The 25734-nt window shown below is 52.4% G+C and carries 21 protein-coding genes and 1 tRNA gene; 19 read left to right on the top strand and 3 right to left on the bottom strand.

Annotation, left to right across the window (positions count from 1 at the left end):
* The gene (locus AC6I8X_RS12500; protein WP_497839891.1) at positions 1-216 is read left to right on the top strand and encodes a hypothetical protein; all 216 of its coding nucleotides are present in this window, start codon (positions 1-3) and stop codon (positions 214-216) included.
* A gap of 362 nt (positions 217-578) precedes the next feature.
* Entirely contained in the window at positions 579-1022 is a 444-nt protein-coding gene (locus AC6I8X_RS12495) for a DUF6386 family protein (protein WP_497839890.1), read from the top strand.
* A gap of 107 nt (positions 1023-1129) precedes the next feature.
* On the opposite strand, the gene AC6I8X_RS12490 is transcribed toward AC6I8X_RS12495, so the two are convergent.
* Positions 1130-1276 carry a SymE family type I addiction module toxin gene (locus tag AC6I8X_RS12490; RefSeq protein WP_497839889.1) on the bottom strand — a complete coding sequence of 49 codons (147 nt, stop codon included), beginning with the start codon at positions 1274-1276 and terminating at the stop codon, positions 1130-1132.
* A gap of 556 nt (positions 1277-1832) precedes the next feature.
* Here AC6I8X_RS12490 and tri1 point away from each other — a divergent pair.
* From tri1 to AC6I8X_RS12455, 7 genes are all read left to right on the top strand, one after another.
* Positions 1833-2924, top strand: a complete 1092-nt coding sequence (gene tri1 / locus AC6I8X_RS12485) for an ADP-ribosylarginine hydrolase Tri1 (RefSeq protein ID WP_497839888.1) — start codon at positions 1833-1835, stop codon at positions 2922-2924.
* A 219-nt stretch (positions 2925-3143) separates the two neighbouring features.
* Positions 3144-7493: an RHS repeat-associated core domain-containing protein gene (locus AC6I8X_RS12480; RefSeq protein ID WP_497839887.1), complete on the top strand. Its 4350-nt coding sequence runs from the start codon at positions 3144-3146 to the stop codon at positions 7491-7493.
* A 3-nt stretch (positions 7494-7496) separates the two neighbouring features.
* Positions 7497-7802 (top strand): DUF7716 domain-containing protein, encoded by a 306-nt coding sequence (locus tag AC6I8X_RS12475; protein ID WP_497839886.1) that lies wholly within the window; start codon positions 7497-7499, stop codon positions 7800-7802.
* A 142-nt stretch (positions 7803-7944) separates the two neighbouring features.
* On the top strand, positions 7945-8397 hold the full coding sequence (locus tag AC6I8X_RS12470; protein WP_497841037.1) for an SMI1/KNR4 family protein: 453 nt from the start codon (positions 7945-7947) through the stop codon (positions 8395-8397).
* A 169-nt stretch (positions 8398-8566) separates the two neighbouring features.
* A complete protein-coding gene (locus AC6I8X_RS12465; protein WP_497839885.1) occupies positions 8567-8692 on the top strand; it encodes a hypothetical protein in 126 nt (41 codons plus the stop codon).
* Between the two features lie 151 nt (positions 8693-8843).
* Positions 8844-9317, top strand: coding sequence for a hypothetical protein (locus AC6I8X_RS12460; RefSeq protein WP_497839884.1), 474 nt, complete (start codon positions 8844-8846; stop codon positions 9315-9317).
* Between the two features lie 688 nt (positions 9318-10005).
* Positions 10006-11097, top strand: a complete 1092-nt coding sequence (locus AC6I8X_RS12455) for a hypothetical protein (RefSeq protein ID WP_497839883.1) — start codon at positions 10006-10008, stop codon at positions 11095-11097.
* A 59-nt stretch (positions 11098-11156) separates the two neighbouring features.
* On the opposite strand, the gene AC6I8X_RS12450 is transcribed toward AC6I8X_RS12455, so the two are convergent.
* Positions 11157-11232, bottom strand: a tRNA-Asn gene (locus AC6I8X_RS12450).
* A 507-nt stretch (positions 11233-11739) separates the two neighbouring features.
* Here AC6I8X_RS12450 and AC6I8X_RS12445 point away from each other — a divergent pair.
* From AC6I8X_RS12445 to nac, 4 genes are all read left to right on the top strand, one after another.
* Entirely contained in the window at positions 11740-12663 is a 924-nt protein-coding gene (locus tag AC6I8X_RS12445; protein WP_497839882.1) for a sugar ABC transporter substrate-binding protein, read from the top strand.
* A gap of 33 nt (positions 12664-12696) precedes the next feature.
* Positions 12697-14181, top strand: coding sequence for a sugar ABC transporter ATP-binding protein (locus tag AC6I8X_RS12440; RefSeq protein WP_313689799.1), 1485 nt, complete (start codon positions 12697-12699; stop codon positions 14179-14181).
* A gap of 23 nt (positions 14182-14204) precedes the next feature.
* Positions 14205-15230: an ABC transporter permease gene (locus tag AC6I8X_RS12435; protein WP_313689804.1), complete on the top strand. Its 1026-nt coding sequence runs from the start codon at positions 14205-14207 to the stop codon at positions 15228-15230.
* A gap of 520 nt (positions 15231-15750) precedes the next feature.
* Positions 15751-16668: a nitrogen assimilation transcriptional regulator NAC gene (nac, locus tag AC6I8X_RS12430; protein WP_313689801.1), complete on the top strand. Its 918-nt coding sequence runs from the start codon at positions 15751-15753 to the stop codon at positions 16666-16668.
* 119 nt (positions 16669-16787) lie between these two features.
* Here nac and AC6I8X_RS12425 read toward each other — a convergent pair whose 3' ends face one another.
* A complete protein-coding gene (locus tag AC6I8X_RS12425) occupies positions 16788-17081 on the bottom strand; it encodes a hypothetical protein (RefSeq protein WP_497839881.1) in 294 nt (97 codons plus the stop codon).
* A gap of 496 nt (positions 17082-17577) precedes the next feature.
* On the opposite strand from AC6I8X_RS12425, the gene cbl reads away from it, so the two are divergent.
* From cbl to AC6I8X_RS12395, 6 genes are all read left to right on the top strand, one after another.
* A complete protein-coding gene (gene cbl, locus AC6I8X_RS12420) occupies positions 17578-18537 on the top strand; it encodes an HTH-type transcriptional regulator Cbl (RefSeq protein ID WP_299449485.1) in 960 nt (319 codons plus the stop codon).
* A gap of 149 nt (positions 18538-18686) precedes the next feature.
* On the top strand, positions 18687-20144 hold the full coding sequence (locus AC6I8X_RS12415; protein WP_313688350.1) for an NAD-dependent succinate-semialdehyde dehydrogenase: 1458 nt from the start codon (positions 18687-18689) through the stop codon (positions 20142-20144).
* A 357-nt stretch (positions 20145-20501) separates the two neighbouring features.
* Positions 20502-21971 carry an aldehyde dehydrogenase family protein gene (locus AC6I8X_RS12410; RefSeq protein WP_497839880.1) on the top strand — a complete coding sequence of 490 codons (1470 nt, stop codon included), beginning with the start codon at positions 20502-20504 and terminating at the stop codon, positions 21969-21971.
* 31 nt (positions 21972-22002) lie between these two features.
* Positions 22003-22671 (top strand): haloacid dehalogenase type II, encoded by a 669-nt coding sequence (locus AC6I8X_RS12405; RefSeq protein WP_313688346.1) that lies wholly within the window; start codon positions 22003-22005, stop codon positions 22669-22671.
* A gap of 17 nt (positions 22672-22688) precedes the next feature.
* Positions 22689-23966 carry an NAD(P)/FAD-dependent oxidoreductase gene (locus AC6I8X_RS12400; RefSeq protein ID WP_497839879.1) on the top strand — a complete coding sequence of 426 codons (1278 nt, stop codon included), beginning with the start codon at positions 22689-22691 and terminating at the stop codon, positions 23964-23966.
* A 148-nt stretch (positions 23967-24114) separates the two neighbouring features.
* Positions 24115-25719, top strand: a complete 1605-nt coding sequence (locus tag AC6I8X_RS12395; RefSeq protein WP_313688342.1) for an ABC transporter substrate-binding protein — start codon at positions 24115-24117, stop codon at positions 25717-25719.
* Positions 25720-25734 lie beyond the last annotated feature (15 nt).

Below are 25734 nucleotides of genomic sequence, written 5' to 3'. Positions count from 1 at the left end.
ATGAACATCAATGAAGGTAATAAGATTCTTCTGGAGCTAGCCAAAAAGTATCTTTCAGATAATGATTTAATTGATGAAATTGAGAGGGTGATTGCCTCCCTCCCCAAAAGAGTCGCAGTAAGAGGCGTGTTTGAAATAATAAATAACAATAAAATAAAGCCTTTTAATAAAGAGGATAAAGAAAAGCTTGATGATTTGTTTTATTTTTTTGGATGAGTAATCAATTGATTAACTTGAATGGGCTGGAGGTGTTATAATATTAGTATCGTTATTTTTTAAATATAAATCAATCAATTTCATTTGGTGTGCAGGTGTGAGGGTGCAGTTCAGCCACATGCAGGTGGTCGGCTTGTTAAATTTGACTCAAGAAAGAATGATGGGTAGATCACCGGACTTAACCACTTTGAATGCAGATCATCCCGTAGATTTAATCGTTGATGATTCACCAACGTAAAGATTACAAATGCTTAATGAGTCTACAAACAAAAGTGTTTGTAGTTTTTTTAAAAAAGCAGGTAGAAAAGCGGGTCTTCACCGGGAGACACGATTAGCGAAATAATTTTCCACTAGAAGTAATTATGAAAAAAAACTTTTCTTTTACAACGGATACCGCGACATTGTCCATTTTTGATTTGGCTTCTCTTAAGCACCGGGTTAACGATGATCCTGACTGGTGGAGTATCCCTGATGATGAGATAGATGAAATAAACAGAGGGAATGTTTTATTTTTAAGTCTCGGTAGTGACGGTGATTATACGGTTGAAATTCATGAAGATCTTAATGAAGGCTACGGAAAGTTATTTTTAAAAGTTCCAGTCGGAAAAGTTTTTATTGGTGCTGGAGAGGATGCCAGTGGTGGAGATCTTGAACCGGATGGAGCAGATTATATGTCAGGTGTTTTTTTAGACCTTTCTCCTGGAGCCTACAAGGTTAAGTTTAAAAAAGAAAAATCTAATATAATGTTGTCATTTTCTAAGTCTGAGAGTAGAGTCAATAATATTGCTGACTTAGTTAGATTGTAACATTTAAAAATATAAAAATCCAAATCGATTGGTTGATGTCAAACCCACTCGGAAAGGGTCTATAAATAAAACCGGAAGCGGACTCAAAGGTCCTCCGATTTTTTATTTTAGCCGCCTGTCGTCAGAATCAGACAGCCTGCCTCTACCTTGACAGAGACCGGCTGGCCGATCTCAAACCCCGCCTCAGCCAGCCACGTGCCCGCGATGCTGACCTGCGGCGTGCTGCGGTCACCGCACTTTGGGCGATAGCTCACAATGCAGCGCCCCTCTGTAAAATATATCCTGGGTGTAACACCAATGAATGGTGATGGAAGTTTCTTAGGGTTCAGTTTTATTAATTTTTCGGGATATTAAAATGAGCTTTGTTAAAAAATTATCACTTGTCTCCATAATGGAAAACCTGAAAAAATTGAACTCAAACTCAGGTTGGTAGTTAGTGAAAAATGTATACTGGAAGTTGATATTCTATTCAATAATAATTTCCTCGTTGAGGCTGATGGTTTTTATGAGTGTTTTCGCAAATAAAGAGAGCTGGATAAGTCGATAATGTATTACTGCAAAGGTTCCAGACTCAATGTGCTCCCATCAGGAATGATCAGACAAATGACATTGGGTATGAGCACCTATGAGACGACGGCCGGAAAGCCAGCTCGTAAAGAAGATTTGGTTAATATATTCGATTATGAAGACCAGGGGCTGGTTTCAGATCCTCAGAGACAGGATATATCAGAAGGAATGGTTCTTATCTCTCAAACACTAAGAACTAACCTCATTACATTGAACGGATGAGTTTCTTAAGGTGAAAATAGAATGATTGACCTGAGAGAGGAATACTCTACTATTGCGGGTTATGTTGGCAGAAATTACAGCGAAAATTTTCCCGAAAAATTTCCAATAGATAAAATAAGTCGGGGTGTATTTCAACTCGATTATCAATCCTGGCTTAATGGGATAAAGCCTCTTCCGCAATGGTTAGCATCAACGTTTCCTCTGGTGGATGACGACATTCTTTGTGATCGTGCTAAAGGGGCCCTGGTTGGTTTAGCGGTTGCAGATGCTGTGGGTACGACACTTGAGTTCCAGCAGCGTGATCAATATCACATTGATGATATGGTGGGTGGCGGACCATTTGGATTGAGGGCGGGAGAATGGACTGATGATACATCAATGGCGCTTTGTCTGGCTGAAACTTATCTTTTTAAAAATCGGCTGGATTTAACTGATTTTCGAAATCGTTTAGTTAACTGGTACAGATATGGTGTCAACAGTGTTAATGGTATTTGTTTTGATATCGGTAATACGACACGATATGCTCTCGAACAATTTCTTCAGCAAGGTGATGACTGGTTTGGTAATGTTGATCCTGAAACCGCTGGCAACGCATCTATCATTCGTCTTTCACCTTCGGTCATTTTTCAACGCCATTCTTTGATTCATGCACTTTGCGATGCAGAACAACAAGGGCGGGCTACACATGGCGCAGTCGAATCCGTGGATTGTAGCCGATTACTTGGCCTTATCCTTTACTGGCTTTTAAATGGAGCTGATAAGCAGCAGGCTTTATCAGCTCATGTATGTCCTTTCAATGCACGAACGGCACTAATAAATGCTGGAGAGTATAAACACAAATATCGCAATCAGATTCGGTCAAGCGGTTATGTGATTGATACACTTGAAGCTGCACTTTGGGCGGTCTGGCATACTGATAATTTTCGCGATGCCATCCTGCTAGCCGCTAATCTTGCAGATGATGCAGATAGTGTGGCGGCTACAGCGGGTCAAATTGCTGGTGCCTTATATGGTTATTCATCCATTCCTGAAGATTGGCGTAAAAAACTGGCAGAAGAGCAGCGTATCGCAAAGATAGCCGGGAATCTCTTTATCCTTGCGCCGTCTTACTAATAAGCTATTCGCTCAGGATATATTCATCATTGTAAAGATCAGTCCGTGTTAGCGGTAATTATATATTTTTTTATTTCATTTTTATATCCGGTGAAGAGCTAATGGGTATTAGCACATTCTCAGGATGAATTTTGTCATTTATATACTCCTGAAAGGAAACAGAGATGAATGCCTTCTTTAATAAAATAAACAGGCAGGTTTTTAAGCAGAGCCTGACGCATGGATAACCGCGCAGCCCGGCAGGGCGATGAGATCATTCATTCCAGCATCCTGGCGGATATCACCAGCATTGTCGCGGAGGGCGTGACCTATGCGGCAATGGGGGCGATTGTCGCGGGAGCGGCCACCTTTGCCGGTCCGGTCCTTGGCATCGGCGCACTGACTGCGCTCGGCAGCAGTTGCCTGCTGAGCGGGATCGTGGCGGGGGTGGCCGCCAATGCCACCGGTCTGAGCAGCAAAATCAGCGCAGGCGCGGACGAAATCGGCAACTTTCTGTTCCCGCCATCCCCGGCGGGTGTGATCATCAGTGGATCAGATGATGTGATCATCAACGGCCTCGCCGCTGCGCGGGCTGCCGGAACCCTGACGTCCGGCGATACCCCCGCGCCGGAACCGCAGTCCCCCGCCAGTTTTGCCGATTACGGCGGCATGCTGCTGGCAGCAGCAGAGCAGTTCGGCAGCGCCATGTGGCAGCCCGGCGTGGCATCTGCCTCTGCGGGTACCTCGCCGCTGATGCAGGACAAAGTGCTGTGTGAAAAGCACAGCGGCCCGCAGTTTCTGGCGGAAGGCTCCAAAAGCGTCTTTATCAACGGTCAGCCTGCCGTGCGGGCCAAAGACCGCACCACCTGCGAAGCCACCATCAGCGATAACGTCTCGCCTGATGTCATCATCGGCGGTGAGACGCTGACGGTACGCGATATCAAAAGCGGCAAACAGCCGGGTCTGGCGCTGGCGATGATCGGGCTTTCGCTGATCCGTGGTCGTCCGTCGCAGATCCTGAAAAATATGCCCTGTGCGCTGGCGATGGCCGGGGGCGGTATGCTGGCGGACATGGCGATCAACGCCGTGTTCTCCTCACTTCATCCGGTGCATGCCGCCACGGGTGTTAAAGTCCTGAACGACGCCGCCGAGCGCGACTTCGTCCTGCCGGGGCGCTTCCCGCTGCGCTGGCAGCGCAGCTACAACAGCCTGACGCAGCGCGCCGGATTGTTCGGTACCGGCTGGGCCACGGTGTTCGACAGCTACCTGATGCTGGAAGGGGAACAGGCTACCTGGTTTGATGACACCGGCCGCGAGCTGACGTTTACTCTGCCCGGAGATCAGGCAGTGCTTTACAGCATCAGCGAAGGGCTGATGATCCGCCGGAATGCGCAGGGTGATATCGCCATTGCCGACGATGATGGTGCCGTCTGGCGGCTGTACAAACCGACGGCGGCAGACCCGCAGCAGCTGCGGCTGGCCTCGCTGAGCGATGAGTATGGTAACGCGCTGGAAACGGGATGGGATGCGCAGGGACGTCTGGTGCGCATCCATGATGAGCCGCTGGCGATTGATGTGGCGCTGCATTATGACGATCCACGTCATCCGCAGCGGGTCACCTCCGCGCACCACTTTGATGGTGAACGGCACTGGCCGCTGATGCACTGGACATATGATGCACAGGGGCAGCTGGCTGACGTCAGCGATGCGGCGGGCGTGGTCACCCGTCGGTTCCGCTACAACGCAGACGGGTTGATGGTCTGGCATCAGCTGGCGGGCGGTGCGGAAAATGAATATCGCTGGGAAAAGTTCGACCACTGGCGCGTGGTGGAAACCCGCAGCAGCAGCGGTGACGGTTGCCGGATGCATTATGATCTGGCTGCCGGGATCACCCGTGTCTCAACCTATGACGGACAGCAGCGGGAACACCACTGGAACGCACAGGGCCTGATTACCTGTTTTATCGATGAGCGCGGTGAAAAATGGCGCTATGAGTGGAATGAACACGAGCTGCTGACGCGGCGTATTGACCCGCTCGGCCATGCGGTGAGCTTTGCCTATGATGACTACGGCAACCGCGTGGAGGAACAGGACGCAGACGGTGCGGCGCAGGCGGTGCAGTGGCTGCCACATCGCGCATTGCCGGTGGCGGTTACCGCACCGGGCGGCAGTGTGACGCAGTATTTTTACGACAGCCACCACGGGCTGGAACGGGTGGTGGATGCGCTGGGGCAGAGCACGTTTTACCGGCGCGATGAATACGGGCTGGTGACGGAGGAGCAGGACGCGGCGGGTAATATTTACCACCGTGGCTATAACGATGCCGGCCAGGTGATCCGCGAGACCGACTGTTCGGGACGGACCACGCGTTACCGCTACCATGCGCGGGGATGGCTGAGCGGCGTTATCACCCCGGATGGTGAAGAGACGCGTTATGAATACGATGCTGCCGGTCGCCCGCAGCGGCTGGAGCGCGCGGAAGGCTGGGAAGAGAGCCTGAGCTGGAACGGGGAAGGATTGCCGGTTGCCTGGCATGCTGCCGACGGCCAGCGCAGCCTGTTTCGCTATGATAGCCAGGGCCGCCTGATTGCCACGCGCAACGCGCAGGGCGAGGAAGTGCAGCGCAGCTGGGACAGCCGCAGTCGCATGACGGCGCTGACCAATGAAAACGGCGAAAGTTATCGCTTTGAGTGGGGGGCGGACTCGCTGCTGCTGGCTGAGATTGGCCTGGATGGCGTGGCGACGCGTTATGAGTACGATGCGGCGGGGCAGACGCGCTCGCGTACTTTTGCCGCCGGGCACCCGGCCGCCATCACGCACCGGTTCAGCTGGAGTCCGGCGGGGCAGCTGCTGGACCGTACCACCCCGGAAGGCCAGACGCGCTACCGCTACACGCCGGAGGGTCAGCTGGCCCGCATCACCCGGCATCTGCCGCTGTCGGACACGGCGTGGAGCCGCCAGGCGGAGCAGGAAATCACCTTCCGCTACGATGCGCTGGGGCGGGTGACGGACGAACAGGGGGGACAGGGCCGTCTGGCATGGCAGTATGATGCGCTGGGTAACTGCACCGCGCTGACGCTGCCGGACGGACGTCAGCTGAAGCAGCTGTACTATGGCAGCGGGCATCTGCTGAGCATCGCGCTGGACAGCCTGACGGTGAGCGAATTCACCCGCGACACGCTGCACCGGGAGCTGAGCCGCAGTCAGGGCGGACTGACGACGCGTACTGAGTATGACCGTCTGGGCCGTCTGGTGAAAAAGGATGTGTTTAACGGCGATGCGCAGCGTCCGGCCCCGCGCTGCTGGTCACGCCGTCGTGATTTTGACTACCGCAACAATCTTATCCGCGAAGAACGGGACGATAACCCGTTCAGCCAGACGCTGTGGCAGTATGACAGCGCGGGCCGCCTGCTGGGGCAGGAAGGTGTGCAGCCGGGGAATAGTCAGTGGCGCTGGGACGCAGCGGGAAACCCGCTGGAGCGCCATGCCGGTGCGGTGCCGCACAACCGGGTGACGCAGCTGAACGGCATCCGCTGGCAGTATGACGTGCATGGCCGCACCACGGAGAAGGACAACGGGCAGGTGCGCTGGCGCTACCGTTACGACGGTGAACATCGTCTGACGGAGGTACTGAGCGAACCGTACGACCGCAACCGGCCGCCGGTGCGGGTGAGTTTTCAGTATGACCCGCTGGGCCGCCGCATCAGCAAAACGCGGCAGCCGCTGGTGCAGGGCAGGCCGGTCGGGAAGGCGGTGACCACGCGCTTCGTCTGGGAAGGGTTCCGCCTGTTGCAGGAGATTCAGGATGACGTGCCGCTGACGTATGTGTACAGCGGGGCGCAGAGCTTTGAGCCGCTGGCGCGTATCGACGGCACGGACAACCCGGAAATAGCCTGGTTCCACTGTGCGGCAAACGGGATGCCGGAGCGGCTGACGGACCGTGAAGGGCGCATCAGCTGGGAAGGGGTGAACGGTGCGTGGGGCAAACTGCTGCGTGAGTCGTCCCTCCAGACTCCCGGTTTCGCGCAGAATCTGCGGATGCAGGGCCAGTACCTGGACCGGGAAACGGGACTGCACTACAATCTGTTCCGGTATTACGATCCGGACAGCGGACGGTTTACGCAGCAGGACCCGATAGGGTTGATGGGTGGGCTGAATCTTTATGCTTATGCGCCGAATGCGTTCAGCTGGATAGATCCGCTGGGGTTATATAAAGGCGAAGGGGAGCGTGGGTTAGGGAAATATCATGTGTTCCATGAGCACACACTGGACCCCAGCGAATATACTATGACGGATAAAGAACATTTTAGTCGTGCAAACGAGTCTGTTTATAACCGGCTTCAGACTGATCCTGAATTTAAAAAGACGATGTATACGAAATATCCTGAGGTTGTTAAATATGTTCAGCCAAGCTCAAAAGGAAATTTCAAAGGCTCTTCACCTCCGGGGACTACTTGGCATCATGGTGATGAACCGGGTTCGCTAAAACTTGTCGATCGTCCTGATCACCGTGATTTCCATAAGATTTATCATCCTGATGGCTTGGGTGGACGTAATAAATGGGGAGGAGGAACAAAATGCAGAAGGTGACTTATGAAAGTAATTAATGGCTTTGATGCGCTATTGAAAAGCTACCAGTCCTTGCCCGAAGCTGGCTGGATATTTATAGATGAAGATTTTGATGTTTTATCAAAAGAGGATATTTTAAATAAAAATTATTACCTATCTGAAGATGATGATGAAGAAATAGATATGGAAGATAATTATTCGACTTTTTTAGAATCACCAACATTTAAAGATGTGGTGATTAACAAAAACAACCATAACCCTAAGTCAACCAGAGATGAGATAATAGACGCCGTTATTTATTATCTCGAAAATGATGACTTCTTAGATTAAAAAATCAAGCCGGAAGCGATCTGAATGATCCTTCCGGCTTTTTATCTTTAGCCGCCCGCCGTCAGGATCAGGCAGCCCTGTTCCACCTTCATACACGCTGCGGTAAAACATACTGGCGGCATAGCAACAGGAAGATAAAGTGATGGCACTAATACATGATTCAAAAGGTATAGTAAGCGAGCAGGAACTGACAGTTTTGGAAAAGCAACTTGGCATTAATCTACCTAATGATTACAGAGAGTTTCTAAAAAAAAATAATGGTGGTTATCCAGAGTCAGATGGCTTTAGTTTTGCTAATGGTGAAGATGGGTCAAGTGTTGATAAGTTTTTGGAAGTGAGCGACTCAAATACCGCGAGTATTATGAATTATTATAATACCTACAAGAGTCGTATTCCTAAAAATTTCATTCCGATAGCTAAAGATCCTGGTGGAAATTTAATCCTAATTGAATTGAAACATGATTCGGCTGGGGTATATTTTGGGGACCATGAAAGTGAGGCCGAAGATGGTACTCCTCCTGGAATGGATAACGTATATTTGATATCTTCAAGCTTTGATGAATTTATAAACAATCTTTACGAAATTGAAATATGATTAATAAAGCCGGAGGCGATCAAAATGATCCTTCCGGCTTTTTGTTTTAGCCACCCGCTGTCAGGATCAGACAACCCGCCTCCACCCGGACGGTTGCTAATATTTTAATTGTCACCCAGAAATATCACCTTGATGTATTGGATCGGGCTTATCATTTTTGAGGCTGAATATGCAAAGAAAAGAACTTATAGAGTTAATTGAAAACATCCAGCATGGTGGAGGCACGGAAGAAGAGGTGGATAATTCTTTCGATTTTTATTTTATTCGTCAGGCATATAAACTTTCATCTACTTAAGTTTATTTAATTGCTTGTAGGTTATTTATGAATTAAAGATTTGTTTAAATAATTGATATAATCAACTTTATTCTAACAATAACGTAATAATAAAATATACGTCAGTTGAAATCACTCCAACTTTTAATGCATTATAAATCCATGTGAAGCCATGAATATATCAAGAAAAGCAATAGACCGTTTGCTCGGAATCAACTGGTTCATCAATATTGGAAAGCAAAGCTCTCTGAACCACACAAAGCAGCTTGTTAAATATTCCGATTTTATTAAAGAGGTGTCGGGTGATAATTGGGAAAATGTTACGCTCGATGCCGGTAATGAAATTACAGGGTGTTTGGCAAAAAAACATACTAAAGACTATCAGGAATGGAATGCCCTGGTCAGTGAAGCAAAAAAGGCTATCGATAACGAAATTATTCCTTTATTAAAAAATAAAGTTATGAATGAGAATGTAATACTGGATAATGTTAAGTGGGATTTGGTGAGTTTTCTAATGGAAGACGCTTATAAGAAGTATTTAAAAGGTGGTCTTTTTTTTGAGGAATTGATCATAGTATATGAAAATGGACACATTCCCTGCGGCTGGGACGGTAAGTGGCCATCTGGCAGGTTAGTTATTTATTAATTCTATTATTTCAAACTAGTTATAGATGGTTAATCTAACCGATAAAAGCCGGAAGCGATCCTAAAGATCCTTCCGGCTTTTTTTTCAACATAGAAAAATATCATTGTCCCGCATTTAAAAATTAAAGTTATCATGACTACCCCCAATCGGTTACAGGAGATGATAACTGTTTATAATATTGATGTTTTTGATTTCCTCTGCTTTATTTCTCTGGTTTTTTTCAGGAAATCATCCGGAATATGGAATGGTTTTGTCAGTAATGATAATGGTAGCTTCCCAACTCCCACACAGGAAAAACACTCTATTCACCCCATATCGACATGTCATGCTTTAGAGGTAAATTATTATAACGCTTGAAGCATTCCTCAGAATCTGAGGTTTTCAGGGAAATGCGTTTCACTCAAAGTAAATCCGGAATAATAAATCATATGCAAGGACGGTTAAGATGAGAGCAGATAAATGTATTTCCCTGGGCGCAGTGTTGATCTCTGTTACTTCGGTCTCTGTGCTGGCCGGTAACATTATAAATAATAATGATTCATTAATTTCCCGTGTATCTGGAACAACCGTTGATATTAAACCACAGCAGCGGATTTTTAACATCGATGACTCTCTGCTTAAGGCGGAGAATGTTTATTCCATTGATATGAATCCTGAAGAACCTCTGACGTTCAGTAAGATACAATCCGTGCAAAGCCTGACGGTGAATTTTAAAACCCAGTCGCAGATTGAGAAAGCCGTTAAATCCACCGAGTTGAAAGTTATTCTGCCCGCTGGGGTAGTGCGCTCAACACAGGGAGATATTGTGGTGCGCTGTTCGCAGCATACCGACTGCAAATACGATACTGATAACACCTGGACAGGCAAAGAAGGACATCAGATGATTCTCCTCGCGCTGGATTTACAGCCGGGTGAAAGCTACAGCGTAACGGTACCGGTTACACGGGAGAAAACGCTACCCGCAGAACTTGCCCCGATTGAAGCAGTTATCGGGCAGTCGGCAAGTGTGAACCCGGATTCACCGGACAGAGTTGTCGCTCAGAACAGCGTAACAGGCGGTAAAAAAACCGTGAAAGTTGAAACCAAAGTCTCGATCCGCGCGCTTGAGGCTGCATCTCAGAAGGTGAAAGATGCAAAGACCTTTACCGCGCATGTTGTCGCTGAGGGGATGGAATCGACGGACAAACTCAGTCTGACGGACGGCACGCAAACCTGGCCGATGACGTTACAGACCGAATGCGATGTCAAAGATGCCAGCTGTTTTAGCGCTGAGCTGCCTATTCCGAGCAATCCCTTTACTTTCAGCCTGACGGCGGTGGTCATCGCACAGAATGAAGAGTTAAACCGGACGCTGCTGGTAATACCGCTGAAAGATGATTCCACAGCACCTTTTAACTTCATCATGCAGTGCGAAGAAGCTGTGTCAGCCACGGATGGATGTACATTTAACTGGGCTGATGAAACCCGTCCGGCACCGGTGCCTTATCTGGCGGACGACAGCTGGTTAACGCTGACCAAGATCTATCAACATGACCGGATTGCTGCGGGGACTTATAAACAGATCAATGATCTGATTATCGAAAATGGTCCGCTGGTGTTAGTTCCATCAAACGATGGCCCGGAAGGCTGGAAGCCGCTACTGACGTTTGAAAACACCAATAAAGCGCCAACGCTAAATAAGAAACATATGGATACGGGTGATAAAGATGTGCACGGTCTTATCACACCGGGAGAGATTCTCCCACGCTATGGTGTGCTGCATTTCAACTACGACCAGTAATCATCGCGTCACGACAGACAAAAAAAAAGCAGCCTTTTCAGGCTGCTTTTCTTCGAATTTGGCTCCTCTGACTGGACTCGAACCAGTGACATACGGATTAACAGTCCGCCGTTCTACCGACTGAACTACAGAGGAATCGTTGGAACGAGGCGCATATTAGCGATGCCGATCCTCGTTGTCAAAGCCCTCCTGCACACTTCTGGTTTAAGTGCGCGGAAAAGCAGCGGATTGCTGGTTTTATGCCTTGAATGATCACAATTCAAACTGCCAGCAAGATCTCACTTTAAACGCAATTCCTCGCAGATGTTAGATGCGTGTCAAAGTTTTGTTATTTGCCGATTTTAAAACAACTGTTTCAGTGCTTTTATGATGAAAATTTCAAATGTCGTTAAGATGGAATAAATGAACTGCTTATCATCACGGGTGGAACAACTTTTATAACCCGAAACGCTGTTTTGAAAATAACTTGTTGATAAGGAACATGTTGCAATGATGAGTTGTTGAAAACCGATAACGTTAAACCAGAAGCCTTACCTCTACAACCAGATAAAAAACGCCAGCGACGTTGAATGAATGTAAAAGAATTTTTTCATTCGCAGTATCAGCCAACCTGCGCATGTTAACGATAACGAAGGGTTACCTATGAACATTAAAAAAGCGTTAGTGACTTCCCTGTTAGCTTGCATGTTACCTGCCGCTGCAATGGCAAAAGATATCCAGGTCGGCGTCTCTATGGCGTTGTTTGATGACAACTTTCTCACCATCCTGCGTACCTCAATGCAGAAAGAGATGACCAAAGACAACATCAAAGGTCAGGTCGAAGACGCCAAAGGCGACGTATCACAGCAACTGCAACAGGTGCAGAACTTTATCGGTCAGGGTGTGGACGCCATCATCGTTAACCCGGTGGATACTAACGCAGTGAAACCGGTAATTGATGCCGCGACGAAAGCAGGCATCCCACTGGTGTTCGTTAACCGTAAACCAGCGGGTGAATTGACGGACAAGATGGCGTTCGTCGGTTCAGATTCTGAATTGGCGGGCCGCTTGCAGATGGAAGCGCTGGCAAAAGCGATGGGTGGTAAAGGTAACGTCGCCATTCTGCTGGGTGATTTGGCCAATGAATCCACGCGCGAGCGTACCAAAGGCGTCGAAGCGGTAGTGGCTAAATATCCCAATATTAAGGTTGTGCAGAAGCAAACCGCCAAATTCACCCGCAACGATGCGGTCGATGTCGTGAGTAACTGGCTGACAGCCGGTGATGATATTCAGGCCATTGCCTCCAACAACGATGAGATGGCCATTGGTGCGTTACAGGCGCTGGGTAAGAATTCGAATCACATTTTGGTCGCTGGCGTGGATGGAACACCTGATGCGTTACAGATGATCAAGAACGGTAAGATGGTTGCCAGTGTATTCCAGGATGCAAAAGGTCAGGGAGAAGGTGCAGTCCAGACTGCCATCAAACTGATCAATGGTGAAAAAGTTCAGAAGGTGGTGGATATCCCGTTCCAGTTAATCACCAAAGACAACTACACCAAATTCGCCAGCCTGAATCAGAAATAAACCAATCCCGACAAAGCCGTACGGAGGTGATGTATGACCGCTTTTGCGCTTGAAGCCGAAGGCATCAGCAAGTTCTTCCCTGGAGTGAAGGCACTCGACAATGTCTCACTGCGCGTTAAACCAGGGTCGGTACATGCCCTGATGGGCGAAAATGGCGCGGGCAAATCCACTTTAATGAAATGCCTTATCGGGATGTATCGTCCCGATAAGGGCACCATCCGCATTAAAGGGGAGCCAGTGCAGTTTCAGGACACCATGGATGCTCTGCGTTCCGGGATCTCCATGATTCACCAGGAACTGAATCTGGTGCCTCATATGACCGTAGCTGAAAACATCTGGCTCGGTCGTGAACCGATGAAATACGGCTTTGTCGACCACACTTTGCTCAACCAGCAGACACAACAGTTGCTGAACAAACTGAATATCCGTCTGAAAGCCGACCGTATGGTCGGTGAACTGAGCATCGCAGCCCAGCAGATGGTGGAAATCGCCAAAGCGGTGTCGTGGAACTCCGACATCGTGATTATGGATGAACCGACCTCTGCTCTGACAGAAACAGAAGTTTCGCACCTGTTCACCATTATTCGTGATCTGCGTGAGCAGGGCAAAGCCATCATCTATATCAGTCACAAAATGGATGAAATTTTCTCCATCACCGATGAAATCAGCATTTTCCGCGACGGTGCCTGGGTGGGCAGCAACAGCACCACGCAGTTTACCCGTCAGTCGCTGATTACCCAGATGGTGGGACGTGAACTGACTCAGCTATTCCCGAAATTTAACAATGCGATCGGCGAAGACGTGCTGACGGTGCGCAACCTCAACAGCAAAGGTCGCTTTAAAGATGTCAGCTTCACGCTGCGCAAAGGGGAAATTCTTGGCGTTGCCGGGCTGGTGGGTGCCGGTCGCAGTGAAGTGATGGAAAGCCTGTTTGGCATGGAAAGTTTCGACAGTGGTGAAGTGCTGATCGACGGCGTGCCGGTGAAAATCGACTCACCCTCCACGGCAATTGAGAAGGGCATGGCGTTCCTGACCGAAGACCGTAAAAAATCGGGGCTGTTTCTGGTGCTGTCGGTGCTGGAGAACATGAGCATCGTCAACATGCCGGATTACATCGGCAAAAGCGGCTTTGTCAGCCATATGAAGATGGCGCAGGACTGCATGGAGCAAATCCGCAAGCTGAACATCAAAACGCCGACCATGGACCAAATCATCAATAACCTCAGCGGTGGTAACCAGCAGAAGGTGCTGATTGCCCGCTGGCTGCTGGCTCAGCCGAAGATTCTCATTCTTGATGAACCGACGCGTGGTATCGACGTGGGTGCCAAAGCAGAGATCTATCGTTTGATCAGCGAACTGGCGAACCGTGGCGTCGCCATCATTATGGTGTCCTCGGAGCTGCCGGAAATTCTCGGCATGAGTGACCGCGTAATGGTGATGCATGCAGGACGTATAACCGGCATCCTCAATAAAGAAGAGGCCGACCAGGAAACCATTTTGTCGCTGGCATCTGAGTAAGGCGTGAGGCAACTATGAGCAACATGAAAGTTACAGCCCCCCAGGCAACTGAACAACAGACGTCCTTTTTCAGCAATTTGCGCCACAAGATGCCGAAAGATACCGGTATTTTTGTGGTGATGCTGGGTATTGCCCTGATCTTTGAAATTGCGGGCTGGTATGTCCGCGATCAATCCTTCCTGATGAACACCAATCGTCTGGTGCTGATTGTGTTGCAGGTGGCGATTATCGGTATCATCGCGGTGGGGGTGACTCAGGTCATTATTACCACCGGTATCGATCTTTCATCCGGTTCAGTCATCGCGCTGACGGCGGTTGTCGCGGCCAGCCTGGCGCAAACCTCCGATAGCCTGACGCCGATGTATCCTTCGCTGGTTAACCTGCCAGCGGCCATTCCGATTGTTGCGGGTATTGGGGTGGGGCTGGTCTGTGGGCTGGTCAACGGGGTCTTGATCACCAAAACGGGTATCCCTCCGTTTATCGCCACCCTCGGTATGATGGTATCCGCACGCGGTCTGGCGCAGTACTACACCCAGGGCAACCCGATCAGCTTCCTGTCTGATGGTTTCACCTCGATCGGTCAGGGTGCAATGCCTGTGGTGATCTTCCTGGTGGTGGCGTTCCTGTTCCATATCGCACTGAAGCACACCCGCTACGGCAAATATGTCTACGCCATTGGCGGCAACATGACCTCCGCTAAAGTCTCCGGCATCAACGTCAATAAATACCTGATTATCGTCTACACCATCGCCGGTGCGCTCTCGGGCCTGGCCGGTGTGGTACTGGCGGCGCGCGTCAGTAGCGGACAGTCAAGTATGGGGCTCGCCTATGAACTGGACGCCATCGCCGCAGCAGTTATCGGCGGCAGCAGCCTGATGGGCGGCGTGGGTCGTATTACCGGCACGTTGATCGGTGCGGTGATCCTCGGCCTGATTAAGAGTGGATTCACCTTTGTAGGGGTGGATGCGTACGTGCAAGACATCATTAAAGGCATCATCATCGTCGCGGCAGTGTCCATCGATATGCACCGCAACCGCAAAAAACGCTGATACGCTTCATACTTCGCACCGTAGCTGCGTTGGCTGCGCTCCCTCACCCCGGTCACATAGTAATCTATGCTCTCGGGGCTGAGGTCGCTTGCCGCCTTGGTTCAGTACGAATTATTTCGCGTATCGCTTTGGATGGCAGGTGATAAGTTTTACTACTGGCTTTGTCATATAACCTTCATTTAACTCCCTGATTTTCCCTGTCTTTGCCCATGCTGACGCCATTCAGTGCACTAAAAAGAGTCGCCGGGTCATCACTTTTTTGCACGCCTGCCTCGCATTTTCTGCACTTATTTGGTGCGTTACGCGTAATCTTTCAACAATCCGTGCCATGTGCTGCGCTTATTAACTCTAAAGTGGTAATCAGAAACGCTTATTTTCCGCGTCGTTAGGAAAAATCTGGTAAAGCTTTTACGTGTTTTGATAAAACCTGGCCTGCATATTGCAACCTATATCACCACAAGCCAGCAGGCTAAGAGCACCAATAATTATTGGGCATTCGGGGATCCGTGACGGAGGCAAAATGAACTTAAGACGACTGAAATACTTTGTAAAAATCGTCGATATCGGCAGCCTGACTCAGGCAGCAGAAGTGTTGCATATTGCGCAGCCCGCGCTTAGCCAGCAGGTGGCGACGCTGGAGAACGAGCTGGATCAGCAATTGCTGATTCGTACCAAACGCGGCGTAACGCCGACGGAAGCCGGTAAAATTCTTTATGCCCACGCACGCACCATCTTGCGTCAGTGCGAACAGGCGCAGACGGCGGTGATCAATGCGGGCCAGGCGCTGAATGGCCAGGTTTCGATTGGTCTGGCACCGGGTACCGCAGCATCATCGCTGACCATGCCGTTGCTGCAAACCGTGCGCGAACAGTATCCGGATGTGCTGGTGTATCTGCATGAAAACAGCGGTACCTCTCTGAACGAGAAAGTGATGAACGGCCAGCTGGATATGGCGGTGCTGTACGACCGCGCACCAACGGCTGGTATCAACAGCATTCCGCTGATGAAAGAAGAGCTGTATCTGGTCGGTGCGACCGACTGCCCAGGAACCACGGTGGATCTGGCCGATGTGGCGCAGATGAACCTGTTCCTGCCACGCGATTACAGTGCGGTACGTAAACGTGTGGATGAAGCCTTCTCCCTGCGTCGTCTCAGTGCGCGCATTATTGGTGAGATTGAATCGATTTCTACGCTGACTGCGGCAGTATCGAGCGGTATGGGCGTGACCGTACTGCCGGAGTCGGCCGCGCGTGCGCTGGTCAGTTCTACTCATGCCTGGATGGCGCGCATCAACAGCCCATCGCTGAATCTGCCGCTGTCACTGAACGTGTCTGCGCGTCTGCCACTGTCGCCATCAGCGCAGGCGGTGAAAAATATTCTGCTGTCGCTGCTGAATAAGCCGATGGTGGAAGATCGTGAATTAATGCTGGTAGGTTGATTGCGGTCGGGGGCGACTGGTCAGGCTGCGCCCGACACCTACTACGAGGTGATTTCGTTCGCTTCGGCGTGATTTCGTTCGGTTCGGTGTGATTTCGTTCGCTATTGGCACTTGCAGTTTCAGCTCGCCGGTGCGGCGACCGAGCAAAGGGGACCTGGCCGTCCCCTTTGCATTCCCCGGCCTTGCGCCGCCTTCCTCGCCGCTTTGCGGCTTTTTCGCGCGATAAATCGCGCCGCTACAACTTCCGACGGACCGGCGTCGATTCGCTCCTGCTCAACGCCGCCTTTCGCCGCATCCATGCGGCTCATCCTGGAATCGCTCCCGCGCCCAGCCGCCGCTGCCACATCAATGCTTTTCTGTGCTTTCGCCATGGCTGCCTGCGCGATAAATCGCGCCGCTACAAAGGATTGCACGTAACGTAGCGGCGCGATTTATCGCGCAATGCAGACAGCGCCGGGCGTGCAGGCGGGGGTGTTGGCGGCATTCGCAGCGCCGAGTGCAGAGGGAAGGCCAGGACGAGCCGCATGGATGCGGCGAGAGGGCGGCATGAGCCATGGATGGCGAATCCGCGCGGTCCGTCAGGCCTGAGAGATAAGCGAGGGAACAGCGCGAAGCGCTGCGCGAGGACGCCGCAGGGCGCGGATTGCAAAGGTGCGCGCCATCGCACCTTTGCCCGTCCGCCTGCACGTTGCGGCTGAAACTCGGCCATGCCTGGCGGGCGGAACCTTCTCATAGCCAAACCGCTGCTGCCTTGCGGGCGGAACGGCGGACGCAACCCGCCACCGCCTCAACCCGGTCTGGCTCCTTCCTTATTACCATTCCGCATAACAAACCGTTTTTTATTATTTGTTGTACTGCCACCAACTTCATAACATGGATGAAACAGGGGCAGGAACAAGGAGAAAAGGTGTGAATTTCCAGCAACTTAAAATTATACGTGAAGCAGCCCGTTGCGAGTTCAACCTGACTGAAGTCGCTAACACGCTCTTTACCTCGCAATCCGGGGTCAGTCGCCATATTCGCGATCTGGAAGATGAACTTGGCGTCGAAATTTTTATCCGTCGTGGTAAGCGTCTGCTGGGGATGACTGAGCCAGGTAAAGCGTTGCTGACCATTGCTGAACGCATCCTTGATGAAGCGGGCAAAGTCCGCCGCCTCGCCGATGTGTTTACCAATGAAACCAGCGGGGTGCTGACCATCGCCACCACCCATACCCAGGCACGTTATAGCCTGCCGCGGGTGATCAAAGCTTTCCGCCAGCTCTACCCCAATGTACGGCTGGAGCTGAATCAGGGATCGCCGCAGGAAATTGTGGCGATGCTGCTGGCGGGGGAGGCCGATGTCGGTATTGCCAGTGAACAACTGGTGAATAACGCCAGCCTGGCAGCTTTCCCGTGGTTTAGCTGGCATCACTCGCTGCTGGTGCCGCACGATCATGAACTGTTGCAGACGGAGCAGGTATCGCTGGGTCAGCTGAGCCGCTATCCACTGATCACCTACCGCCAGGGTATCACTGGCCGTTCGCGTGTTGACCGCGCCTTCCAGGCTGCCGGGCTGAAGCCGGATATTGTGCTCAGCGCCCAGGATTCCGATGTGGTAAAAACCTATGTCGAACTGGGTCTCGGCGTCGGCATCCTCGCCGACCAGGCTTGCGATATCTATGATGGTGAAGACTTGGTAAAAATCGATGCCCGTCATTTATTCGATGCCAACACCGTCTGGCTGGGCCTGAAACGCGGCCAGCTGCAACGTAACTATGTCTGGCAATTCCTCGAACTCTGTAACGCCAACCTGTCGCTGGAAGAGATCAAGCGTCAGGCGCTCTCCTACGAAACCGGCGAAGAACCCGCCATCGACTTCCAGATCTAACTTCCCGCGTGCGGCTCGTTCGGGCCGCGCAGCATAAAATTTCTTTTCCCGTCACAAAACGCGTAGCTGTGTCATTTCGTTCTCGCAGAAAAACATCCTGCGCTGTGCCGCCGCGTTACAGTGAAATGACATAGACACAGGGGAAAAGCATGTCGCGAATTCAACTGAAAGATACGGAGTTACTGCGCCAGCAGGCGTTATTTGGCGGACGCTGGCAGGATGCGCACAGCGGCGCGACGTTGCCGGTTGTCGATCCTTCCACTCAGGAAACGCTGGCGACCATCCCGGCACTGGGTGCGGTAGAAACCGAACAGGCAATAGATTATGCCGAATCAGTACGCATCAGCTGGGGTAAGACGCCGAATGCCGCCCGCGCGGCGTTGCTGGAAAAGTGGCATCAGCTGATCCTGGAGAATGCGGATGACCTGGCGATCATCATGACCGCCGAACAGGGCAAACCGCTGGCGGAAGCCAAAGGCGAAGTGCTGTACGGTGCCAGTTTCGTTAAATGGTTCGCGGAAGAGGCGCGCCGTATCTATGGTGATACCATCCCGGCACCGAGCGAAGATCGCCGCATACTGGTGCTGAAACAACCGGTGGGGGTGGCTGCCGCCATCACGCCGTGGAACTTCCCGATTGCGATGATCACCCGCAAAGTTGCTCCGGCGCTGGCAGCTGGGTGCCCCATCATTGTGAAGCCTTCCGAACTGACGCCGTTATCCGCACTGGCGCTGGCGGTGCTGGCCGAACGCGCAGGCTTCCCGAGTGGCGTGCTTCAGGTACTGACCGGTCTGCCTGCCGATATCGGCAGCACGCTCACTGCCAGTCGTACGGTGCGCAAAATCTCCTTCACCGGATCCACGCGCATCGGGCAACTGTTGATGCAGCAAAGTGCCGACAGCGTGAAACGTTTGAGCCTGGAACTGGGTGGCAATGCACCCTTGATCGTCTTTGACGATGCCGACCTGGAGATTGCGATTGCTGGCGTGATGGCGAGCAAGTTTCGTAATGCCGGACAAACCTGCGTCTGCGCCAACCGCATCCTGGTGCAGCGTGGTATTTATGAACGTTTCAGCGCCCGGTTGCTGGCAGCGGTGGCGACGTTAAAAGTCGGCGACGGCTTTGATGCGCAAAGCACCATCGGTCCGTTGATTAACGATCGCGCGGTTGAAAAGGTGAATAGCCATATTGATGATGCACTGAGCCAGGGGGCAACTCTGCTGACGGGGGGCATCAGCCAGCCCAACGGCACTTTTGTTCAGCCAACGGTGCTCGGTAATGTCACCAGCCGCATGCGTATCGCCCATGAAGAAACTTTTGGCCCGGTTGCGCCATTGTTTATTTTTGATGAAGAAGAAGAAGCCATCGCGATGGCGAATGATACGCCTTATGGTCTCGGTGCTTATTTCTTCACCGAAAATATTCGGCGGGCGTGGCGCGTAGCAGAAGCGCTGGAATTTGGCATGGTGGGATTTAATACCGGTGCCATTTCATTAGACGCCGCGCCATTCGGTGGAATTAAATTATCCGGTTTAGGACGTGAAGGATCACGCTACGGAATAGAAGAGTATCTGGAGCAGAAAACTTTTCATATTGGCAGCCTCTGATTAAAAATTAACAAACGAACAGCTCAGCGCCTGTTGCCTTTGGTAACAGGCGCTTTTTATTTTGTGCGCAATGTCATGTTTTTCCCGGCATTCGCTGTTTTAGTGCAAGTTTCATGCGAGGTGCACCAAAGGGATGCACGTATTTTGTGAAGTAAATCATCTGTTTATTGCTTCGGCAATTCCGCAAAATTTAGCTCGCCAATACGGCAGAAAATTTTTTTGGGCTGTTTTTTACGCATTATTATTTTTTGATGGGCTGGCATACTTTCTGCATTAGCTTATTAACAGCGCAGATAACTGTGGCAAGAAGTTTTAATTAGCACGCTAATGACGGGTGTGACAAATAAGGATTTTTCCATGTTAAGTTTCGACCCTGAAAAAGTTTCTTTACCCGCTGGACATTATATTAATGGTCAGCATCAACATACGCAGGGCGCGTCTTTTGCGGTTAAACGCCCCTCCGATGGCAAAGTCTACGCCAGCCTGAATGAAGCCACCGCAGCGGATGTGGATGGTGCGGTCACTATCGCTCATCACGCATTAACTGCCAGCAGCTGGCGCAGCTGTCCACCGCGCGAACGAGGCAAAGTGCTGCGTCGCTGGGCGGATCTGATTGAGAGCGACCTGTTGCTGGCACAGCTGGAAGCGCTCGGTTCCACCCGCCCGATCAGCGACGTGGTGCAGCATGAAATTCCGTTCACCGCCGAAGCGATTCGTTTCTACGCCGAGTGCGCCGACAAATACAGCGGCGACCTGTTCCCGACCAAAGAAAGCAGCCTTGGCATGCTGATCTCTGAACCTTATGGCGTCATCGGCGCCATCACCCCGTGGAATTTCCCGTTATCGATGGCGTCATGGAAATGCGGCCCGGCGCTGGCGGCGGGCAATGCCGTGGTGCTGAAACCCTCCGAGCTGACACCGTTCTCCACCGTACGCATGGCTGAGCTGGCTGTGCAGGCCGGTTTACCGGCGGGCATCCTGAATATTGTGCAGGGCAACGGGGCGGTGACCGGCCATGCACTGGTCACGCATCCGCTGGTGCGCAAGGTTTCCTTTACCGGTTCTACCGTGACCGGTGCACGCATCATGAGTGATGCCGCGCAGCACGGCATGAAACCGGTCACGCTGGAACTGGGTGGCAAAAGTCCACAGCTGGTGTTCGACGATGCAGGCGATATTGAGGTGCTGGCACAGCGTATCCTGCGCGGCTTTACCGCCAATGGCGGCCAGGCCTGCGTGGCCGGTACGCGTCTGATTGTGCAACGTGGTATCGCACAGCCGTTGCTGGATCGTCTGGTGACGCTGTGCCAGCAACCGCGGCCGGGTGTCACCTGGCAGGATGACAGCCGTTATGCACCACTGATAGACGAACGCCAGGGCCACAAAGTGGCATCGGTGATCGCGGCCGCGAAAGCGCAGGGAGCGGAGGTGCTGGTAGGTGGCGAGCGTTTTGCCGACACCGCCGAAGGCTGGTTCTGGCAGCCAACGCTGTTATGCGGTGTGGCACCTGATAATCCGGCGGTGCAGCAGGAAATTTTTGGCCCGGTGCTTACCGTGCAGGCGTTTGACGACGAAGAGGAAGGCCTACAGCTGGCAACGCATGAAACCTATGGCCTGTGCGCTGGAGTGCACACCCTGAGCCTGCCACGGGCGATGCGGGCGATGCGTGCACTGGAATCCGGCACCGTGTGGATCAACCGCTATGGCCGTTCCGGCGATTTTATTATCCCCACCGGCGGCTTCCTTGGCTCCGGTATTGGCAAAGATCTGGGGCGTCAGGCTTTTCAGGCCTGTCAGCGCCAGAAGAGTGTATTAATCGATTTTTAATTTCCGTTTCAGACAACGACGAGGTCGCGTCATGGCACTGTTTAAACCGAAATACATCACCTTTGATTGCTACGGCACCCTGATCAACTTCGATATGGCGGGGGCGGCTGAGCGCTGCTTTAAAGAACGCGTGGCACCGGAAGCGATGCGGGCGTTTACCACCGATTTTGCCCGTTACCGTATGGACGAAGTGCTGGGCGCATGGAAACCCTATTACGACGTGGTGAGTCACGCACTGCAACGCGCCTGTAACAAGTGGGGCGTGCAGTGGGACAAAGCCGACAGCGACTTTATCTACACCGACTGCGCCACCTGGGGTCCGCATGCGGATGTGCCAGCCGGTCTGGCGAAAGTGGCGCAAGAATTCCCGCTGGTGCTGCTCTCCAACTCGATGAAAGACCTGCTGCCACATCATATTCCGCGTCTCGGTGCGCCGATCCACATGGCGATCACCGCAGAAGAGGTCGGCGCATACAAGCCGCAGATGAAAGGCTTTGAATACATGCTGGAAAAACTTGACTGCCGTCCGGACGAAATTCTGCATGTTTCCTCCAGCCTGCGTTATGACCTGATGACCTGCCATGACATGGGGATCACCAACAAGGTGTGGGTCAATCGTGGTCACGATCCTGCCAACCCGGCTTACGGCTACACCGAGATCAAAGATATCGGCGGTCTGCCCGCTGTGGTCGGACTCTAAGCCCGGAGGGCAGCGCAATGAAACTCGAATCTTTCTGGCAGGCCACCGCCCCGCAATTTACCGGCGCAGCCACGGGTGCGCTGCCCGCCACGGCCAGCGTGGTGGTTATTGGCGGTGGTTTTACCGGCGTCTCGGCAGCGCTCAACCTGGCACGGAGCGGCATCGATGTGGTGCTGCTGGAAAGTGGCGACATCATGAGCCAGGCCTCGGCGCGCAACGGTGGTCACTGCAATACCGGCGTCTCACAAAACTTTGCCGTACTGGTTGCCAGCCAGGGGCTGGAACAGGCCAGCCGCTTCTATCGTGCTTTTGATGGGGCGGTGAGCTATGTCGAGCAGCTGGTGCATGACGAGCAGATCGATTGCGACTTCCGCCTGTGCGGCAAACTGAAACTCGCCAGCAAGGCCACGCACTTCCCCGGCCTGCGCAGCGCCTGGCAACTGATGCGCGATACCGTGGACCCGGAGATCGAGCTGATTAGCAAAGATGACATACGGCGTGAAGTGGGTAGCGATGCCTTTCACGGTGGCCTGCTGCAAAAGCGTGGCGGTCAGATGCATATGGGGAAATTTGGTGTCGGACTGGCGGAAGCGGCTGCTCGCAGCGGGGCGAAGATTTTCCCACATCACGCGGTTACCGGGCTAACCCGTCTGAACGGTTATCGCCACCGTATCACCACCACACAGGGTGAAATCGTGGCCGACAAGGTACTGATGGCCACCGGTGTTTCAAACGAAGGGCCATTTCCGTGGTTCCAGCGCCGCATCGTGCCGGTGGGCAGTTTTATCGTGGTGACAGAACCGCTGGGCGATGAGTTGCTGCGCCAGATCCTGCCGCAGGATCGTACCTACGTCACCTCGCTGAATATCGGTAACTACTTCCGTACCACTGCCGACCGTCGTCTGGTGTTTGGCGGCCGCGCCCGCTTTGCCGTCAGCAATCCGACGTCGGACTCGCGCAGCGGCGAGGTGTTACGGGCGGCGATGACCGCGCTGTTCCCGCAGTTGGGTAAGGCCGCCATTGATTACTGCTGGGGCGGCATGGTCGATATGACCGCCGACCGCCTGCCGCGTGCCGGTGAGCACGACGGCGTGTTCTATTCCCTCGGCTACAGCGGGCATGGCACCCAGATGTCAACCTGGATGGGGCGGGTGATGGCCGATGTGCTGGCCGAAAAACGCAATGATAACCCGTGGCAGCGAGAGGCCTGGCCTGCGTTGCCCGGTTACCACGGCAAACCGTGGTTTTTGCCTCTCGCGGGCTTGTATTACAAAGCTAAGGACCGGCTCTCCTGATCATCTCCTGCACCTGTTCGCGCGATAAATCGCGCAGCTACGGCGGGGTGCGGTCTGTAGCGGCGCAATTAATTGCGCAAAACGGCAAGGCGCAGGGTGTCAGTAACGATTATCAAAGCAAACAACATTTCATATTGAGGGTGTGCAGATGAGTAAATTTAAGAAAGAATCTGACGCTGTGAATCCGGCTCTGACGCGTGCATTGACCGAAGGGTCTCTGTCCCGTCGCAGCCTGATGAAGTTGTTGTCCGCCGGTGCGGTGATGAGCACCGGCCTGATCGGTTTTCCGGAAATGGGTTTTGCGGCGGAAACGCCGGTCAAAGGCGGTAAGCTGCGCGCGGCGATGGCCAACGCCTCAGCCACCGATACGCTTGATCCCGCCAAAGGCAACAACAGCGGCGACTACACCCGTCAGTTTATGGTCTACAGCGGTCTGACTGAACTGGACAAAAACCTGCAAATTCAGCCGGGGCTGGCGGAATCGGTGGCATCCAGTGATGGCATTACCTGGCAAATCAAGCTGCGCAAGGGCGTGACCTTCCACGATGGCAAACCGCTCACCGCCAAAGATGTGATTTATTCCCTGAGTCGCCACAAAGATCCGGCAGTCGCCTCCAACGCCTTCAAATTGGCCGATCAATTCAAAACCTTCACCGCCGTCAATGATAACGAAGTGCAGCTGGTGCTGAGCCAGGCCAACTTTGACGTTCCTTATATGCTGGCGGCGGCCCCGTTCCTGATCGTGCAGGATGGCACCAAAGATTTCAGTAAAGGCATCGGCACCGGCCCGTTCAAACTGAAAGAATTCAGTCCCGGCGTGCGTACCGTGGGCGTGAAGAATCCCAACTACTTCAAACCCGATTTGCCACATCTCGACGAGGTGGAACTGCTGGGCGTGACCGACCAGGCAGCGCGCGTCAATGCGCTGATGTCGGGTGACCTGCATATCATCTCCACCCTCAGCGCTGCCGATTGCAAACGTATCAAAGCCACCCGTGATTTCGGCGTGCTGGAGAGTAAATCCGGCATGTACACCAACCTGATCGTGCGCACCGACATGAAACCCGGCAGCAACGAAGATTTCGTGCTGGGGATGAAGTATCTGCAACCGCGCGAAATGCTGGTGAAGACCGTGTTGCAGGGATATGGCGACGTGAGTAATGACACGCCCGTACCGCCGTGGCATCCGCTGTACAACGCGGATCTGAAGCCACGCCCGCTGGATGTGGAAAAAGCCAAATTCCACTTCAAAAAAGCCGGCATGGTCGGGGCCAGTGTGGAAATCATCACCACACCGAACATTGAAGGGGCAGTGGAGGGTGGCCAGCTGATTCAGCAGGTGGCGCGCAACACCGGGGTGAACTTCAAAGTGCGCCGCGTGCCGTATGACGGCTACTGGTCAACGCACTGGACCAAAGATCCGGTCGGCTACGGCTCCATCAACCCGCGTCCGACGCTGGATATGTTGTTCTCCCAGTTCTATCTCTCCACCGCGTCGAACAATGAATCCGGCTGGAAAAATGATCAGTTTGACCAGCTGGTGGTGGCGGCAAGGGGTGAGCGCGATCAGGCGAAACGCAAGCAGATGTACGGTGATATGCAGACGCTGATTTACGACCACTGCGGCACCATCATCCCCACCTTTATCAGCTCCACCGATGGTTACAACAAGAAGGTGAAAGGGGTGGAGGCATGGCCATCAGGCATGATGATGGGTTATCGCTTCCATGAGTTTGCCTGGCTCTCTGCCTGATCCCTAACCCTGAGA

It is taken from the genome of Pantoea sp. X-Soil-TKNS-1280, from assembly GCF_059730475.1.
This window is presented reverse-complemented; position numbering and strand designations above follow the sequence as displayed.

Bases quoted from the DNA above. Each gene is read 5' to 3' on its own strand.
- AC6I8X_RS12500 (WP_497839891.1), top strand. From the start codon at position 1: ATGAACATCAATGAAGGTAATAAGATTCTTCTGGAGCTAGCCAAAAAG.
- AC6I8X_RS12495 (WP_497839890.1), top strand. From the start codon at position 579: ATGAAAAAAAACTTTTCTTTTACAACGGATACCGCGACATTGTCCATT.
- tri1 (WP_497839888.1), top strand. From the start codon at position 1,833: ATGATTGACCTGAGAGAGGAATACTCTACTATTGCGGGTTATGTTGGC.
- AC6I8X_RS12480 (WP_497839887.1), top strand. From the start codon at position 3,144: ATGGATAACCGCGCAGCCCGGCAGGGCGATGAGATCATTCATTCCAGC.
- AC6I8X_RS12475 (WP_497839886.1), top strand. From the start codon at position 7,497: ATGAAAGTAATTAATGGCTTTGATGCGCTATTGAAAAGCTACCAGTCC.
- AC6I8X_RS12470 (WP_497841037.1), top strand. From the start codon at position 7,945: ATGGCACTAATACATGATTCAAAAGGTATAGTAAGCGAGCAGGAACTG.
- AC6I8X_RS12465 (WP_497839885.1), top strand. From the start codon at position 8,567: ATGCAAAGAAAAGAACTTATAGAGTTAATTGAAAACATCCAGCATGGT.
- AC6I8X_RS12460 (WP_497839884.1), top strand. From the start codon at position 8,844: ATGAATATATCAAGAAAAGCAATAGACCGTTTGCTCGGAATCAACTGG.
- AC6I8X_RS12445 (WP_497839882.1), top strand. From the start codon at position 11,740: ATGAACATTAAAAAAGCGTTAGTGACTTCCCTGTTAGCTTGCATGTTA.
- AC6I8X_RS12440 (WP_313689799.1), top strand. From the start codon at position 12,697: ATGACCGCTTTTGCGCTTGAAGCCGAAGGCATCAGCAAGTTCTTCCCT.
- AC6I8X_RS12435 (WP_313689804.1), top strand. From the start codon at position 14,205: ATGAAAGTTACAGCCCCCCAGGCAACTGAACAACAGACGTCCTTTTTC.
- nac (WP_313689801.1), top strand. From the start codon at position 15,751: ATGAACTTAAGACGACTGAAATACTTTGTAAAAATCGTCGATATCGGC.
- AC6I8X_RS12415 (WP_313688350.1), top strand. From the start codon at position 18,687: ATGTCGCGAATTCAACTGAAAGATACGGAGTTACTGCGCCAGCAGGCG.
- AC6I8X_RS12410 (WP_497839880.1), top strand. From the start codon at position 20,502: ATGTTAAGTTTCGACCCTGAAAAAGTTTCTTTACCCGCTGGACATTAT.
- AC6I8X_RS12405 (WP_313688346.1), top strand. From the start codon at position 22,003: ATGGCACTGTTTAAACCGAAATACATCACCTTTGATTGCTACGGCACC.
- AC6I8X_RS12400 (WP_497839879.1), top strand. From the start codon at position 22,689: ATGAAACTCGAATCTTTCTGGCAGGCCACCGCCCCGCAATTTACCGGC.
- AC6I8X_RS12395 (WP_313688342.1), top strand. From the start codon at position 24,115: ATGAGTAAATTTAAGAAAGAATCTGACGCTGTGAATCCGGCTCTGACG.